Origin of the sequence: Clostridium sp. UMB9555A (assembly GCF_030222355.1) — a bacterium.
Taxonomy (GTDB): domain Bacteria; phylum Bacillota; class Clostridia; order Clostridiales; family Clostridiaceae; genus Sarcina; species Sarcina perfringens.
Genome location: NZ_JASORQ010000003.1, coordinates 386,472 through 403,374, shown reverse-complemented (window position 1 = coordinate 403,374; position 16,903 = coordinate 386,472). Strand labels below are relative to the sequence as shown.

At 29.3% G+C, this 16,903-nt stretch carries 14 protein-coding genes; all 14 read left to right on the top strand.

Translation table 11 applies throughout. The features are described from left to right. Positions 1 to 283 precede the first annotated feature (283 nt). The 14 genes from QP548_RS11785 to QP548_RS11720 all read left to right on the top strand — a co-directional run bounded on the left by QP548_RS11785 (position 284) and on the right by QP548_RS11720 (position 16,781). Entirely contained in the window at positions 284 to 1,108 is an 825-nt protein-coding gene (locus tag QP548_RS11785) for a transketolase (protein WP_060794791.1), read from the top strand. Next, the gene (locus QP548_RS11780) at positions 1,108 to 2,052 is read left to right on the top strand and encodes a transketolase family protein (RefSeq protein WP_061426231.1); all 945 of its coding nucleotides are present in this window, start codon (positions 1,108 to 1,110) and stop codon (positions 2,050 to 2,052) included. The genes QP548_RS11785 and QP548_RS11780 overlap by 1 nt, the downstream gene beginning before the upstream one ends. 225 nt (positions 2,053 to 2,277) lie before the next feature. Beyond that, a complete protein-coding gene (locus QP548_RS11775) occupies positions 2,278 to 3,135 on the top strand; it encodes a YitT family protein (RefSeq protein ID WP_057258056.1) in 858 nt (285 codons plus the stop codon). Positions 3,136 to 3,340: 205 nt separating this feature from the next. Beyond that, the gene (gene ftsE / locus QP548_RS11770; RefSeq protein WP_003458050.1) at positions 3,341 to 4,027 is read left to right on the top strand and encodes a cell division ATP-binding protein FtsE; all 687 of its coding nucleotides are present in this window, start codon (positions 3,341 to 3,343) and stop codon (positions 4,025 to 4,027) included. Next, on the top strand, positions 4,017 to 4,925 hold the full coding sequence (ftsX, locus tag QP548_RS11765) for a permease-like cell division protein FtsX (protein WP_061426232.1): 909 nt from the start codon (positions 4,017 to 4,019) through the stop codon (positions 4,923 to 4,925). The genes ftsE and ftsX overlap by 11 nt, the downstream gene beginning before the upstream one ends. An 88-nt stretch (positions 4,926 to 5,013) precedes the next feature. Next, the gene (locus tag QP548_RS11760) at positions 5,014 to 6,300 is read left to right on the top strand and encodes a S41 family peptidase (RefSeq protein WP_061426233.1); all 1,287 of its coding nucleotides are present in this window, start codon (positions 5,014 to 5,016) and stop codon (positions 6,298 to 6,300) included. Positions 6,301 to 6,322: 22 nt separating this feature from the next. Then, on the top strand, positions 6,323 to 7,603 hold the full coding sequence (locus tag QP548_RS11755; RefSeq protein ID WP_061426234.1) for a PDZ domain-containing protein: 1,281 nt from the start codon (positions 6,323 to 6,325) through the stop codon (positions 7,601 to 7,603). An 87-nt stretch (positions 7,604 to 7,690) separates the two neighbouring features. Next, the gene (gene uvrB / locus QP548_RS11750) at positions 7,691 to 9,670 is read left to right on the top strand and encodes an excinuclease ABC subunit UvrB (RefSeq protein ID WP_061426235.1); all 1,980 of its coding nucleotides are present in this window, start codon (positions 7,691 to 7,693) and stop codon (positions 9,668 to 9,670) included. A 265-nt stretch (positions 9,671 to 9,935) separates the two neighbouring features. Further along, on the top strand, positions 9,936 to 10,787 hold the full coding sequence (locus tag QP548_RS11745) for a DegV family protein (RefSeq protein ID WP_061426236.1): 852 nt from the start codon (positions 9,936 to 9,938) through the stop codon (positions 10,785 to 10,787). Between the two features lie 230 nt (positions 10,788 to 11,017). Then, positions 11,018 to 11,743: an ABC transporter ATP-binding protein gene (locus QP548_RS11740; RefSeq protein WP_011009725.1), complete on the top strand. Its 726-nt coding sequence runs from the start codon at positions 11,018 to 11,020 to the stop codon at positions 11,741 to 11,743. Next, on the top strand, positions 11,736 to 13,133 hold the full coding sequence (locus QP548_RS11735) for a putative ABC transporter permease subunit (protein WP_061426237.1): 1,398 nt from the start codon (positions 11,736 to 11,738) through the stop codon (positions 13,131 to 13,133). Before QP548_RS11740 ends, QP548_RS11735 begins: the two co-directional genes overlap by 8 nt. Positions 13,134 to 13,349: 216 nt before the next feature. Then, positions 13,350 to 14,354: an alpha/beta hydrolase gene (locus tag QP548_RS11730; protein ID WP_061426238.1), complete on the top strand. Its 1,005-nt coding sequence runs from the start codon at positions 13,350 to 13,352 to the stop codon at positions 14,352 to 14,354. A 160-nt stretch (positions 14,355 to 14,514) separates the two neighbouring features. Beyond that, positions 14,515 to 16,080: a MutS-related protein gene (locus tag QP548_RS11725; protein ID WP_061426239.1), complete on the top strand. Its 1,566-nt coding sequence runs from the start codon at positions 14,515 to 14,517 to the stop codon at positions 16,078 to 16,080. A 14-nt stretch (positions 16,081 to 16,094) separates the two neighbouring features. Then, entirely contained in the window at positions 16,095 to 16,781 is a 687-nt protein-coding gene (locus tag QP548_RS11720) for a FadR/GntR family transcriptional regulator (protein WP_061426240.1), read from the top strand. The last annotated feature ends 122 nt before the right edge of the window (positions 16,782 to 16,903 follow it).

Here is a 16,903-nt window from a genome sequence, read left to right as displayed (position 1 = left end):
AAATGTGATACTCTAATTAAAACTTTTTCATATAAAAATTTATCCAGGATATACTATTATAGTCTTTAATATTAAAAAAATGAGCTTAAGCTATAAAAATTAAAGAAAAATAGAGTAGTCTAATTAGGTATTAGAATACTCTTAATGAAAGCAAAAAGCATAAAAAGATTAGCATAAATAAAAAATTACTATATGAAAAATCAATTTTTTATGATAGAATGAACTTGGCAAAAAGGTAAAACAATATTTTAAAAAAGTTTACATAAATGTACAGGAGGTCATTATGAGCAACAAGATACAAGAGTTAAAAAGCATGTCTAAGGTTATAAGAAAAGACATAGTAACTATGCTTACTGAGTCAGCATCAGGACATCCAGGTGGATCTTTATCAATCGCAGATATAGTAACAATTTTATACTTCGATGAAATGAATATTGATCCAAAAAATCCAAAGGATCCAAATAGAGATAGATTCGTTTTATCAAAAGGACATGCAGCACCAGTATTATATAGTGCTTTAGCAAGAAGAGGATATTTTGATCCAGCAGAATTAACAACATTAAGAAAATTTGGTTCAAACCTTCAAGGACATCCAAATATGAACGACTTACCAGGAATCGATATGTCAACTGGTTCTTTAGGTCAAGGTATATCAGCAGCTGTAGGTATGGCATTAGCTGGTAAATTAGACAACAAAGATTATAGAGTATTTACTATTTTAGGAGATGGAGAGTTAGAAGAGGGTCAAGTTTGGGAAGCAGCTATGTCAGCAGCTCACTACAGATTAGACAACTTAACTGCTTTCGTTGACTTCAATGGATTACAAATAGATGGTGACATTAAAGAAGTAATGAGTCCATGTCCAATAGACAAGAAATTCGAAGCTTTTGGATGGAATGTAATAGTTATAAACGGACATGATTATGAAGAAATAATGAATGCTATACAAAAAGCTAAGAGTACAAAAGGAGCACCAACTTGCATAGTTTGTAACACAGTAAAAGGTAAAGGGGTTTCATTTATGGAAAATGAAGCAGCTTGGCATGGAACAGCTCCAACTAAAGAGCAATGTGAGCAAGCTATAAAAGAGATCGGAGGGGACAACTAATGGCGAAAAAAATAGCAACTAGAGAAGCATACGGAAAAGCATTAGCTGCTTTAGCTAACGAAAATAAGAATATAGTAGTTTTAGACGCAGACCTTTCAAAATCAACTAAAACTGCTGATTTCAAAAAAGCATGTCCAGAAAGATTTATAAATATGGGTATTGCAGAAGGAAATATGATGTCAGTAGCAGCAGGTTTATCAACTTGTGGAAAAATTCCATTTGCTAGTACATTTGCTATGTTTGCTGCTGGAAGAGCATTTGAGCAAATAAGAAACTCAATATGTTACCCAAGATTAAATGTAAAAATATGTGCTACTCATGCTGGTTTAACAGTTGGTGAAGATGGAGCATCACACCAAGCTATAGAAGATTTATCTTTAATGAGAAGTATACCAAACATGACAGTAATATGCCCATCAGATGCAGTTGAAACAGAAGCTGCAATAAGAGCTATTGCTGAATACAATGGACCTTGCTACGTAAGATTAGGAAGAGCAGGAGTTAATGTAATAAATGATAGACCAGAGTACAAATTTGAAATTGGAAAAGGTATAGAATTAAGAGAAGGTAATGATGTAACATTATTTGCAACAGGTATAATGGTTGATGTAGCTATAGAAGCTGTTGAAGCTTTAGCTAAAGAAGGAATTAATGCTAGATTAATAAACATTCATACTATTAAACCAATAGATTCAGAGCTTATATTAAAAGCTGCTAAAGAAACTGGAGCAATAGTTACATTAGAAGAGCATAATATAATCGGAGGATTAGGATCAGCTGTAGCTGAGGTTGTTGGAGGAGAATATCCAGTACCAGTAGTTAGAGTTGGTGTTAAAGATACATTCGGAGAAAGTGGTAAACCAGACCAATTATTAAAGGCTTATGGATTAACTTCAGAAGAAGCAGTTAAGGCTGCTAAAAAAGCAATAAGCTTAAAAAGATAATCTATAAGATATAGAAAAGAAGCAGCATGAGTAATTTTTCTCATGCTGCTTCTTATTTTATACATAAAAAGACAAAAAAGTATTAATTTGAATTTTATTGCCAAAATATGAATATAAATGTTAATATTAAAAATTGAGGGCAATAATATAAATGATGAATTAATAATTAATTTAAAATGGGGAGAGCAAATTAAATATAAATCTATTTAAGAGGGGGTTTTTAAAATGAAGATTAGTATGAAAACATTAAAAGAGTATGGAATAATTACTTTAGGAGTAATTCTCCTAGCTGTATCTTTAGAATACTTTTATTATCCTAATGATATTGCTGCTGGTGGAGTATCAGGTTTAGCTCTAGTTATTAATAAGATAACAGGTATATCACAAGGAATGTTTATGAATATTGCTAACGTTATATTATTTGCTTTAGCATTTTGGCTTATAGGTGGAAGTTTTGGAGGACGTAGTATATATGCAGCCTTTGGATTATCCATAACAATAAGTTTAATAGAAAGCTTTTTACCAACTTTTGCAGTAACAGAAAATATGCTTTTAGCTACTATCTTTGGTAGCGTAGTTGGAGCCTTTGGAATAGCATTAGTGTTTAGCCAAAATTCTTCAACAGGGGGAACAGCTATTGTAGCTAAAATATTAAATAAGTATTTACATATTGAAATAGGAAAATCACTTTTATGTGCAGATTGTGTTGTTGTAGTATGTGCACTTCTAGTATTTGGAGTTGATAAAGCCTTATTTGGATTAATTGGTGTTTTTATAATGGGAATATTGATCGACAAAATAATAGAAGGTTTTAACTCATGTAAACAACTTCTAATAATTAGTGAAAAAAGCGAAGAAATTTCTCAGGTAATAATGAAAGAAATTGAAAGAGGATGTACTAAAATAGAGGGTACTGGAGGATATTCAAAGGAACCTGTGACAATACTTTATGTAGTAGTAAATAGAAGACAGTTTATAAGTCTTAAAAAGAAAATTAAGGAAATAGATCCAAGAGCCTTTATAACAGTAAATGATTCTAAAGAAGTCTTTGGAGAAGGTTTTCTTGATTTAGTAGAAATGTAGAACTTTGTTATGATATAATTAAGATGCTTTACATTAAGGTATGAAATATTAACAAAAATTAAGTAGATTAATGTAGAAAAGTAGGGTAAAATAGTAAAATAGATTAGTGTTGATAGCAATCGGGTAAATTTATATATATTTTTTCTAAATATTTGTTTAGATTTTAATTTGTTGAGTAGAAAAAAGTTATTAAGGAGTGTTAACAATGATAGAATTTAGGAATGTTAGCAAGGTCTATAATAAGAATGTCAAAGCGCTTACAAATGTCAATATAAATATTGATAAAGGTGAGTTTGTATTCTTAGTTGGACCGAGTGGTGCTGGTAAGTCAACTTTCATAAAAATGTTATTAAAAGAAGTTGAACCATCAACTGGAAACATAGTTATGGGAAATGAAGATTTATCTAAGATAAAAAGAAGACAAATACCTTATCATAGAAGAAAAATAGGAATGGTATTCCAAGACTTTAGATTAATACCAACTCTTAATGTTTATGAAAATGTTGCCTTTGCAATGAGGGTAGTAGGGGCTTCACCAAAAGAAATAAGAAAGAGAGTTCCAATGGTATTATCACTAGTTGGATTATCTAATAAATATAAAATGTTCCCAACTGAATTATCAGGAGGAGAGCAACAAAGGGTTTCAATAGCAAGAGCTATCGTTAATAATCCAAAAGTTTTAATAGCTGACGAACCAACAGGTAACTTAGACCCAGAAACAGCTAAAGAAATTATGGAATTAATAGATGATATAAACAAGGCAGGAACAACAGTAGTTATGGCTACTCATGCTAAAGAAATAGTTAACTCAATGAAAAAAAGGGTTATAGCTATAGATAAAGGTGAAGTAGTTAGTGATGTTCAGAAAGGAGGATATGAATATGAAGTTTAGTACTATAGGATATTTCATATCAGATGCTTTCAAAAGTTTAAAGAGAAATAGAACAATAAGTATAGCCTCTATAGCAACTGTTCTTACTACATTATTTATATTTGGAGCATTTTTATTAACTGCTTTAAATGTTAAAAATGGGGTTACAGATGTTCAAGACAAAGTTGAGGTTAAGGTTTTCCTTAAAGATGACGTAACACAAGAGCAAAGGGGTGCAGTTGAAGCAAAGCTTAAGACTGTTCAAGGGGTAAAAGAAGTAGAATTTGAATCTAAAGATCAAGCATTCGCAAAGATGGAAGGTTCAAGTGATTATAATAAAGAGATTTTAGCTGGATATAGTAAAGAAAATAACCCATTACCAGCTTCATACATAGTAAGATTAGAAAGCCCAGAAGTAGCTTCAAGCGTTGAAAGCGCTATGAAGACTGATAATAAGTATATGGCTGGTGTAGAAGATGTAGGTAATGACGAAGAGCTTATAGGTACTATAAACTCCTTTGTAAAAGTTATTAATACAGTAGGATTAGTTTTAGGTGTAGTATTCGTAGGTGTATCACTATTCCTAATAGTAAATACAATAAAGATAACAGTTTATTCAAGAAGAAGAGAAGTAGGAATAATGAAATTCGTTGGTGCAACTGACTGGTTCATAAGATGGCCTTTCGTAATAGAAGGGATTATAATTGGTCTTGTAGGTGGTATTCTTTCAACACTTTTATTATTCGCAGGATATAACTTCTTATATGGAAAAATTGTATCTTCATCATCACTATATATGCCACAATTTGTACAACCAATGTATGTTTTAACAACAATGTCATGGCAGTTTATACTAGCAGGTATTGTTATTGGTGCAATAGGTAGTATAATAGCTTTAAGAAAATTCTTAGACGTTTAATATCTAATATAGAATATAAAAAGCTTAAAATACGTAAACTATTTAAATATAGCGTATTTTAAGCTTTTTTTTGAAAGGGTGGGTTTTTATGAGTCGCAATAAGGATGAAAAAAATAAATATAATAATATTATTAAAAATCTTAAGAAGAAAAAAGGATTCAGAGCTTTAGCCATGAGTGTTGCCTTAACTTTAATAATTGGTGTTTCTGTATATGCAGGAAATAGACTAACTGCCTTTGGGATTTTACCTATAACTAGTGTAAGTGCAGTTCAATCTTCCTTAGAGAAGGTAAATGATACAGAAAATTTTAAAAAGGTATTAGAAATAAGGGAAATGCTTTATAGATGGTATGATGGAGAAATTGATGATAGTAAGTTAGCTGAAGGTGCTATAAAGGGTATGGTTTCATCTTTAGGTGATCAATATACTTACTATATGAATGGAAAAGAGTTTTCAGATTTTAAAGAAAAAAGTCAAGGAAACTACATGGGAATTGGTATTCAAGTGGCTGCTAAAGATGGTAAGATAGTAGTAATTTCTCCTATTCAAGGAGGTCCAGCTGAAAAAGCAGGAATAAAAACTGGAGATGTTATCTTAAAGGTAAATGGAGAGCAAGTTTCAGGAAATGAATTAGATAAAGCCGTTTCAATGATGAAAGGTACTACAAAAGAAAATATAAAATTAACATTATATAGAGAAGGTAAAGGCGAATTTGACGTTGATGTTATGAGAGATGTGATTAAAACAGTTAACGTTAAAAGTGAAATGATTGATGGAGATATTGGATATATAGAAGTTTTAGCTTTTGATGAGGGAACAGCTAAAGACTTTGAAACTCAATTAAAAGCTTTAGAAGACAAAGGGATGAAGGGGTTAATCCTTGATTTAAGAGGAAATCCAGGAGGATTTATGAAGGAATGTGTAGACCTAGTATCAAACTTTGTTCCAAAGGATAAGGTTATAGTGTCTACAATAGATAAGTATGGTAATAAAGAGGAAAGTATATCTAAGGGCGGAATAGCACAGGGAATGCCTTTAGTAGTTTTAATTGATGGAGGTACTGCTTCTGCCTCAGAAATAGTAGCAGGAGCTATTAGAGACTATGATTTAGGAACTCTAGTTGGAACAACATCCTTTGGTAAAGGAATAGTTCAAGTTGTTTTAGATAAGATAGGTCAAGAAAAAGATGGTACAGCTTTAAAAGTAACTATTTCAAAATACTATACTCCAAATGGAGAAAATATTCACAAAAAGGGTATAGGACCAGATGTTACAGTTGAATATCCAAAAGAGCTTAAAGAAAAGACATATTCAAGAAGTACTGATCCTCAATTTGAAAAAGCCTTAGAAATCATACAAGAAAAGATAAAATAAATAAATTTTTGGAGGACTTAAAATGAATTTACTTATAGAAAATATAAGAGGTATATCTTATGCATTAGTAAGTCCTACCTTGTCTTTAATGTTAATAGTAATAGCTATCATATTTTATTTTAAAAATAGGAAGATAGCTTTTATGCAGAAGTTAATGCTTGGGAGGAGTATTCAATCTCCTCTTGAGATGACTTTATTACAGATATTAATTGGCATATTAGGAGGGCTAATAGCCAGTTTATTACTAAGTATTTTAGGAGTAACCTTTGAAAATAGTTCTTTAATAGATGTTATTTTAACAGTATCAGTATTTTCTATTGTCTATAAGAATAGATTTATTAAATTTCCGTATATAGCAGCCTTGCTAGGTATTATAGGCGTTTTATTAAGCAAAAATACTGAATACTTTGGAAGAGGCTTTAGTTTTTCTATTAATTTAACTTCAATTATTGTGTTAATAGGTGTTTTTTCAATAGTTGAAGGTATCTTAGCAATGATAGATGGAGACAAAGGTTATTTACCTATCTTTACTCAAAAGGATGGAAAGTTAGTAGGTGGATTTGGCTTTAAAAGATTTTGGGCACTGCCTTTATGCTTGCTAGTTGTTTTAGGAGCTAATAGTGGAAATTCAATTATTAATGAAGTTAAAGATTTACCACAGTGGTTACCATTTTTTAATGGAGATAAAGCAAGAGCACTAATGAGTGTTGCAGCCTTAGGAACCTTGGCTGCTTATGGAGCAACTTCATATGAAGGAACTACGTTTACTCAAAGCAAAAGATGTAAGGTGATAACATCTGGATTAATTAATATTGCATATGGTATAGTGGTTATAATATTAGCTTATTTATTAAAAGAAAGCTTTATTTTTACTATTGTATTAATTATTTTAATTCCATTACTATATGAACTTAGAATAAGAATGGAACTAAAATTAGAATCTCTTAGAGAGCCTTTATATTTTTCAAATGATGATGAAATATGTATTTTAGATGTTTTACCAAATTCTATTGCATACAAGAAGGGATTAAGAAGTGGAGATAAAATAATTAAAATTAATGAAGAAATCCCTAAGAATGAAAAAGAAGTATTTATGGCAATAAAGAGAAATTTTTATGGTTTAGATCTTGAAATAAGAAAAAATAATGGGAATATTGAGAAGCATACAATTACAGGCGAGGATAGAGGCAAGCAGTTTGGCATAGTGTTAGTTCCTAAGGGAATATCCTTTGATAAAGAGATAGATGAATTTTTAGAAAAATTGAAAAAAGCCAGTAAGGATGAAGAAGTAAAAAATAAATAATGGTTAACTTGGCTGTATCTAATATGCACTTATTAAGGTGATAATTGTTTTAAGATACAGCCTTTTATAGTTAGGAGGGAAAACATTATGGGAGAATTTAAAATACAATCAAAATTTAAACCTACAGGAGATCAGCCTAAAGCAATAGATACTTTAGTTCAGTCTATTGAAAATGGTAATAGAGGGCAAACTCTTTTAGGAGTTACAGGCTCAGGAAAAACATTCACTATGGCAAATATCATAGAAAGAACTCAAAAACCAACCCTTATTTTAGCTCATAATAAGACATTGGCAGCTCAACTTTGTGCTGAATTTAAGGAATTCTTTCCCGACAATATAGTAGAATATTTTGTTTCATATTATGATTATTATCAACCAGAGGCTTATGTGCCTCAAACAGACACTTTTATAGAGAAGGATGCATCTATAAATGATGAGATTGATAAACTTCGTCACTCAGCTACTTCTGCACTTTTAGAGAGAAGAGATGTAATAATAGTTGCTTCAGTTTCTTGTATATATGGACTTGGTAATCCAGAAGAGTATAAAAAGCTTACAATATCTTTAAGACCAGGTATGATTAAGGATAGGGATGAAGTTATTAAGAAACTTATAGAAATACAATATGAAAGAAATGACATAGACTTTGCTAGAGGAACTTTTAGAGTAAGAGGAGATAATTTAGATATAATTCCTTCATCTTCCTCTTCTAAGGGTATTAGAATTGAGTTCTTTGGAGATGAAATAGATAGAATAAGAGAGTTTGATGTTCTTACAGGAAATATAATTGGAGAAAGACAACATGTTAGTATAACTCCAGCTTCTCACTTTGCTGCCTCTGAAGAAACCTTAGAAAAATCAATAAAGGTAATAGAAGATGAACTTGAAGATAGATTAAAAGTTCTTACAGCTGAGGATAAAATATTAGAGGCACAAAGGTTAAAGCAGAGAACAAATTATGATATAGAAATGATTAGAGAAATGGGATATTGTCAAGGAATAGAGAACTATTCAAGAATATTAGATGGAAGAATGCCAGGAACTCCACCTCAAACTTTACTTGATTACTTCCCAGAAGATTTCTTAATGTTTATAGATGAAAGCCATGTTACACTACCTCAAGTTAGGGCAATGTATGCTGGGGATAGATCTAGAAAGACATCTTTAGTTGACTTTGGCTTTAGACTACCTTGTGCATTTGATAATAGACCTCTTAAATTTAGTGAATTTGAAAGCAAAATAAATCAAGTAGTCTTTGTAAGTGCTACACCAGGAGAGTATGAACTAGATCATTCTGAGATTGTGGCGGAACAAATAATAAGACCTACAGGACTTTTAGATCCTGTAATTGAAATAAGACCTATACAGGGACAAATTGATGATCTTTATGGTGAGATTCAAAGAACTGTACAAAGAGGATTTAGAGTTCTTATAACAACTCTTACAAAGAGAATGGCTGAGGATTTAACTAAGTATTTAAAAGACTTAAATGTAAAAGCTACATACATGCATTCAGATATAGATACCTTAGAAAGAATGAAAATAATAAGAGAACTTAGACTTGGAGAGGTTGATGTATTAATAGGTATAAACCTTTTAAGGGAAGGCTTAGATATACCTGAGGTTGCTTTAGTTGCAATATTAGATGCTGATAAAGAGGGATTCTTAAGATCTGAAACTTCCTTAATACAAACTATAGGTAGAGCAGCTAGAAACTCAGAAAGTAAGGTGATAATGTATGCAGATAATATTACTAAATCTATGGATAAGTCTATTAAAGAAACTGAAAGAAGAAGAGTTATTCAAATGGAGTATAATGAGGAACATAATATTACCCCTACTACTGTAATCAAAGGAGTTAGGGATATAATTGAAGCTACTAAGGTCTCAGAAGAAAAAGAAAACTATGAAAGCGAAGTTAAAAAGGCAGCTAAGAAAGATATTCCAGTAGAAAAACTTATAGAGCAATATGAGGAAGAAATGAAGGAAGCGGCTAAGAATCTTCAATTTGAAAGAGCTGCTGAACTTAGAGATATAATAAAAGATTTAAAAGAAAACTCTAAATAAAGATTTTTTTAGATGTATTTACATAATTATGTTTATTAAAGTAATTATTGTATTGAAAAGAGTTTTACAAATTTAAATTAGATGTTAAAATGGATAATAGATTATAAAAATAAACATAAAACGAGATAAAATATAATACAAATAAAAAAAGCATAAGTATATAATTAAAGGCACTATTAGAGTTAATTAAATAGATGGTAATGTTTAATTTTATAGGGAAATCTAAAAGAGCTGAAAGAATGTATTTAAGTTTTAGGAGGAATATATGGCTGTTAAAGTAATTACAGATAGCACTAGTTGCATACCAAAAGATTTAGCAGAAAAGTACGGAGTAGAGATAGTATCTTTAAGCGTTATAATGAATGGAGAAAGTTATAAGGAAGTTGATATAGATAGTGAAGCTTTTTATGATGAATTATCTAAATGTGATAAACTTCCAACTTCATCTCAACCACCAATGGATGAGTTTTATAATGCTTTTGAAAAATTTGCTAAGGATGGTCATGATATAGTCGCAGCGTTTATATCATCTAAATTAAGTGGAACATACACAACATCACATATAATAAAAGATATGATTTTAGAAAAATATCCTGATGTTAAGATTGATCTTATAGATTCTCAAACTTCAGTAATGGCACTTGGAATTGGTGTCTTAGAAGGAGCTAAGGCAGCTCAAGAAGGAAAAGATTTTAATGAAGTTTCAAAAATAGTTAGAAATACTATAGAAGAATCAGAAATAATATTCATACCAGGTACTCTAGATAACCTTAAAAAAGGTGGTAGAATAGGTGGAGCAGCAGCTTTATTTGGAAAAATGTTAAAAATAAATCCAATTTTAACAGTTAAAGAAGGCGCTGTTGTTGTAATGGATAAGGTTAGAACTAAGAAGAGAGCAATAGATAAGATCGTAGATGTAGTTAAACAAGATTTAAAGGAAAAAGGAATAAAGCAAGCAGTTGTATGTCATATATTAGCTGAGGATGAAGCTAAGGATTTAGCTAAGAGACTTAAAGAAGAATTAGATTTAGACTCTATGATTGGTGAAATAAGTGCAGTTATAGGTGTACATGTAGGAGTTAAAAGTGTAGGAATAGCTTACGCTAGAGAATCTTAATTAAATATAAATTAAAAAATAAGCCTGATAAACTCTAATAAGTTTATCAGGCTTATTTTATTGTTTTAGGTAAATAGAACATATATTTATAAAAGATGAATTTATAAATTTACGTAAAATAAACTACTAAGTATTAAGAGGTTTTGTGGTTAAAATTGTATTTAAAACTATAATATGTATATATATTATGTTAAAATAATGTTACTAAAACATTAAGGAGGGTCAAGAGAGTGATTATTTTAAAAGGGGTAGATAAGGAGTATACACAGGGAGTAAAAGCTGTAGATAATTTAAATCTAGAAATTAAAGATGGTGAGATATTTGGTATATTAGGACCAAATGGAGCTGGAAAGACTACTACAATAAGTATGATCACAGGAATAACAGAGCCTACTATGGGAGAAATAAAAATAAATAATATTGATATAAGTAAAAATCCTGTAGAAGCTAAAATGCAATTTGGATATGTTCCTGATAGTCCAGATATGTTTTTAAGATATAAAGGAATAGAGTATCTTAATTTTATGGGAGACGTTTATAATGTTAGCGAGTCAGATAGAGAAGAAAGGATTAAAGACTTAGCTAAAAGGTTTGAAATGACTAATGCCTTGGGAGATAAAATTCAAAGTTATTCTCATGGAATGAGACAAAAAATAATAATAATGGGTGTTTTAATTCATAAGCCTAGTATTTGGATATTAGATGAACCTTTAACTGGATTAGATCCAAAATCCTCATATATATTAAAAGAGATGATGAGAGAGCATGCAAGTGAAGGAAATACTGTATTATTTTCTACACATGTCTTAGAAGTCGCAGAAAAGTTATGTGATAGGGTAGGCATAATAAAAAAAGGGAAACTTATTTTTGTAGGTACATTAGAAGAGTTAAAAGAAGAATTTAAGGGTGATGAATCACTAGAAAAAATGTTCTTGGAGATTACTGAAAATGAATAGAATTAAATTATTATTGAAATATTTTATAGGAAACTCTTTTAATAATGCTTCTAGTAACATAAAATCTAGAAATCTAGCTATAGTTATGTATATCTTAATAATAATAGGAATATCTACACCTATAGCTAATATGATAGATTCTATGTACCCTAACTTTGCTAGTATTGGACAAGAAGGATATCTTCTTTCAATTATATTTTTAATTGGATCACTAACTTTATTGGTTTTAGGAGTTTATGATATTTTAGATTCATTTTTCTTTTCACAGGATATAGAACCCTTAATGCCATTACCATTTAAAAGTGGTGAAATAATGATAGGGAAATTCATAACATGTTTAGTGGATATGTATATTTATTTAAGCATTACAATAATTCCCTTAATCTCTTTTGGATTAAATGCTAAGATAGGATTTTCTTATTTTCTTATGATTATTCCAGTTTATTTATTCGCTCCAATTATAATAGTAATATTTTGTATATTAATAACTATGATTTTAATGAGTTTCATAAATGTATCTAAATATCAAAATACTTTTAAAATAATATTTGGTACATTAGGAATAGTCTTAATTTTAGGAGTGTACTCTTTAAATTCAACAGGATTAAATTCAGAGAATGTTTCAGTGGCACTAAGAAATAAAACAGCATTGGTAGACTTAACTAATAAAATATTCATAACTACTACCTTTAGTGTAAAAGCATTACTTTATAGTAATTCTCTAAAGGGATTATTAAACTTAGGTCTTTTAATTGGTATATCAATAGTAGCTTTAATAATTGCATATTTCTTAGGAAAATCAATGTATAACAAGATACTAAGTAGAAATTTAAATGTATATAGCGAGAGAAAGAATATACTAGAAAATAATAAGAATAAGGTTGTTGTAAGGAGTTCAGTAAGAAAAGCAATGGTATTAAGAGAGCTTAGAACAATATTAAGAGACCCCAGTAACTTTATAAACTGTGTTGTTATGATTGTTTATATGCCTATATTTATATTTATTTTCTTTATTAAAGGAAATATTTTAGTAAATGATACTCAATTAGCAAAGGATACAATAATAATGGCGGCTACTTTTATAGTTACAGCATTAACCATATCAGGTAACTCAGTTGCATCAACAGCCTTAAGTAGAGAAGGAAAAGAAATACTTATATCAAAATACATTCCAGTAGATTATAAGGTACAGATTCAATCTAAGCTTATAGTTTCTTTCATAGTAAATGGATTAGCTTGCTTAGTAATAGGAGGGTTTAATATAGGTTTAATTGTTACCAAAAGCCCATTAATAGTATTTTTAATAGACATGAGTATTTTGCTAATAGTAAGCTTAGTTTTATATAAAATTCTTATGAAAAAAGGATTAGAGGTTTATAAAAGGTTATAATAATTTATAAAAACGTAACCTTTTTATAAATAATAAAATAAGAATATTTGATATTATTTTAGTAAAGAACAAATTAAAATTACAAAATTTTAATTTGTTCTTTTTAAATATATAGACAATTTAAGATATATGCAAATATCATTGGATATTCATAATGAGTTAAAGTGAATATTTAAATGAAATATAGGCGAAATTTAAATTATAAGGAGGGAGAGAATGAAAAAGTTTTTTAAAGTATTAGGAATTATATTACTAAGTTTGATAATTATAATTGGGGCTTTAGCTTATTATTTTAGAGGACAAATAGGTTTTTATATAAACATAGGAAAAGAGTATTTAGAGTTAAAGGAAAATCCACCTAGTATTGAGGACTTAAAGAATATTAAAATGAGTGAGGATATGGATTTTAAGGATGTAGTTTATAAAAATACTAATGGCAAACCTCAGACTTTAGATATTTATGGACCAGAAAAGAAATTAAGACATGGGTCGCCAGTAATTCTTTATGTTCATGGAGGAAGTTGGGTCTATGGAAATAAAGAAATACCAAATGTTATAGCACCTCTTTTAGATTCTTTTAGGAAAGAAGGATATACCATAATAAGTGTAGGATATGAACTTGCTACTGATAAGGTTGATTTTAAGAAACAAGCTTCAGATGTTAAGGATGCCATAAGGTGGGTTTATAAAAATAAAGAAACTTATGAATTTAACACTGATGAAATAGGAGTTATAGGGGCCTCTGCTGGGGCGCATTTATCCTTATTAGCAACATATAGTGGAGATGATGAATTTGTTGATGACAAGGAACTCTCTAACTATCCATCAAAGGTTAAATATGTTGTAGACTTTTTTGGACCAACTGACCTTAGTGCCTTAGACATGACTATGGCTTCATGGGATTTAAATAATTCAATAGAGAAAACTGAAAAGCAATTAAGAGGGAAAGAAAGTATAACAGAATACATGTATAAATACAGTCCAATAAATTATGTTAAACCTAACTTACCAAAGACTTTAATAGTTCATGGACGTCAGGATAAATTGGTTCCATACAGTAATTCAATGGACTTATATAATAAGAGCAAGGATATGGGAAATGATATTCAAATACTTACCTTAGAAAATAGCGGTCATGATTTTTCACAAGTTGATGTAAATGAAGTGTTTGAACTAGGTTTCAAAGTTTTAAACTTTATACTTTTTAACACTAAGTTTTAATAGAAAGCTAAATTTTTATATATTTTAATAACTACTTATCATATAAGTTTTTTAAAATTAAAATTTATAAGTTATATGATAATTAGTTCAAATTTCACTTTTATTATAAAAGAAGATATAATAAAAACATCAATTTTTTTATGAAGGGCAAGGAGTTTTTATGAATAAGGGGTTATTAAAAGTATTAAAGTATGACTATGCAGTGGAAATGGATAAAAAGAGAAACTTAAAAGCAATAAGAACACTATATGATATGAGTGAAAAAGAAGAATACCATATAGATGAACAAACATGGCATGACTTGGATTTAGATAAGGTTTATTCAAAATTAGATAGAAATTATAGTAGCTTAGGAGAAGCTGCACTTTATTCAATGCTTAGAAATCCATTAAATGATGAAGAAAAGTTAAATAATAGAAGAGAAGAAATAGAATATTTTAAGGAAAATGAAGAAGTAAGATTTAATATTATGGGCATATTTTTTGAGTTAGGAAGGGATAAAAAGAATAGCTTGTTAGATATGATTAATGAAAAGCTAATAGAATCTAATAAGTTTAAATATTATTTCTATACAATTACAGGAAAGATATTACCCTTAATATTAATACTTACTGCAATCTTTGTAAGCGTAAGTGCAATGCTTGGCTTAATGGCTGTAACATTCTTTAATATTTATATAAATAGTAAGGAAAGAGATAGAATTAAGGCAAATGGACTTATGTATTTAAGAAGAGTAATAAAGGCGTCTAAGCAGGTAGTTAAAATTAATGATAAAAATTTAGAGGCTTTTAATATAAAGATAAGAGAAAACTTAAAAGATTTAAAATCAATAGATAGAAATACTATAATGATTAGCTTTATTAATATGTGGGGCGGAGTATTTGAATTTATATCCGTATTGTTTTTGCTAGAAGAAACTGCATATTATAAAATTGCTGATTCAATAGAGAAAAATAAAGATTCAATTTTAAGCCTTTATAAAAATTTAGGTGAAATGGAAGCAATAATATCTATTGGAAGTTATGAAGAAGAAAAAAAGGATAAGATAACTAGACCTAACTTCATAAGAGAAACAACATTAGAAATAAGAAATGGAATACACCCAATTATAGAAAATCCAGTGGCTAACTCCATAAACATGAGTAAGAGAGGAATTGTTCTTACTGGAACTAATATGTCAGGTAAATCAACTTTTTTAAGGATGTTAGGAGTAAATATGATTTTTGCTCAAGCTTTTAATTTTGTTTTAGCAGAAAAATATGAGGGGCCAATATTTAATATAGTTACTTCAATTAGTCCAAATGATGATTTAAGTGTTGGTAAAAGTTTTTACATGGCTGAAGCAGAATCAATTTTAAGAATAATAAGAGCCTTAGATAAAGAGTTACCAGTATTTTGTCCAATTGATGAGATATTTAGAGGAACAAATCCAATAGAGAGAATATCAGCCTCAGCAGAGATTCTTACTTATATCAATAATAGAAACAGTATTTCTATAGTTGCAACTCATGATAGAGAATTAGTTGACATATTAAAAGAAAGTTATGAGTTTTATTATTTTAGCGAAAATGTTGATAGCAAGAATGGATTAAGCTTTGATTATAAGCTAAAAAGAGGAGTATCTAAAACTAGAAATGCTATAAAACTATTAGATTATATGGGTTATCCAAAAGATATAATAAACAAGTCATATAGAAGATCAGAAAAGCTAGAAGGCTTTATTTAGAAAGGATTGTTAGGATGTTTAAACCAGTTAAAAACATGAAAGTTTATGAGCAGGTTGTTGATCAAATAAAAGAAATGGTTAGAATAGGACAGATAAAAAAGGGAGATAAGCTTCCTACAGAGAGAGTTATGGCAGAAGAGCTTCAAGTAAGTAGAACTTCTATAAGAGAAGCCATGAGAGCTTTAGAGGTTGTAGGATTAATAGAAAGTAGACAGGGAGCAGGTAATTATATAAGGGAAGAGTTTGATGATGTATTATTAGAACCGCTTTCAATAGTATTTATGCTTCAAAATGGAACAAATAAAGATATATTTGAATTAAGAGAAGTTTTAGAATTGTCTACTATATTTTTATCTGTAATGAGAATATCTGATGAAGAATTAAAAAAGCTTGGTGAACTTGTGGAGAGGTTTAAGACATCTAGGGATGAAGAAGAGAATGTTAAAATTGATAGCGAATTTCACAGCATAATTGTTAAAGGAGCAAATAATGTACTTATAACTAATTTGTTAGAAGGGGTATCTGAGTTAGTTGATAAGTTCATAAGTGAAGGAAGAAGAGCTATTTTAAGTGATGAGGGAAATAGAGGAAAGCTATTAGATTTTCACGAAAAAATATATTTAGCTATAAAAAATAGAGATGCTTATTCTGCATATAAACATATGCAAGAGCATTATGAATTAATAAAGGAAAATATTTAGTAATAGAAACTTTATCTAAAATTAAAGTGAATTTTAATCTATTATAAGTCTATATAATAACTGTAAAAATTGACTAAAATATCTAAAAGGTATATGGTTAAATTAGGGTATAAAAAGAGACT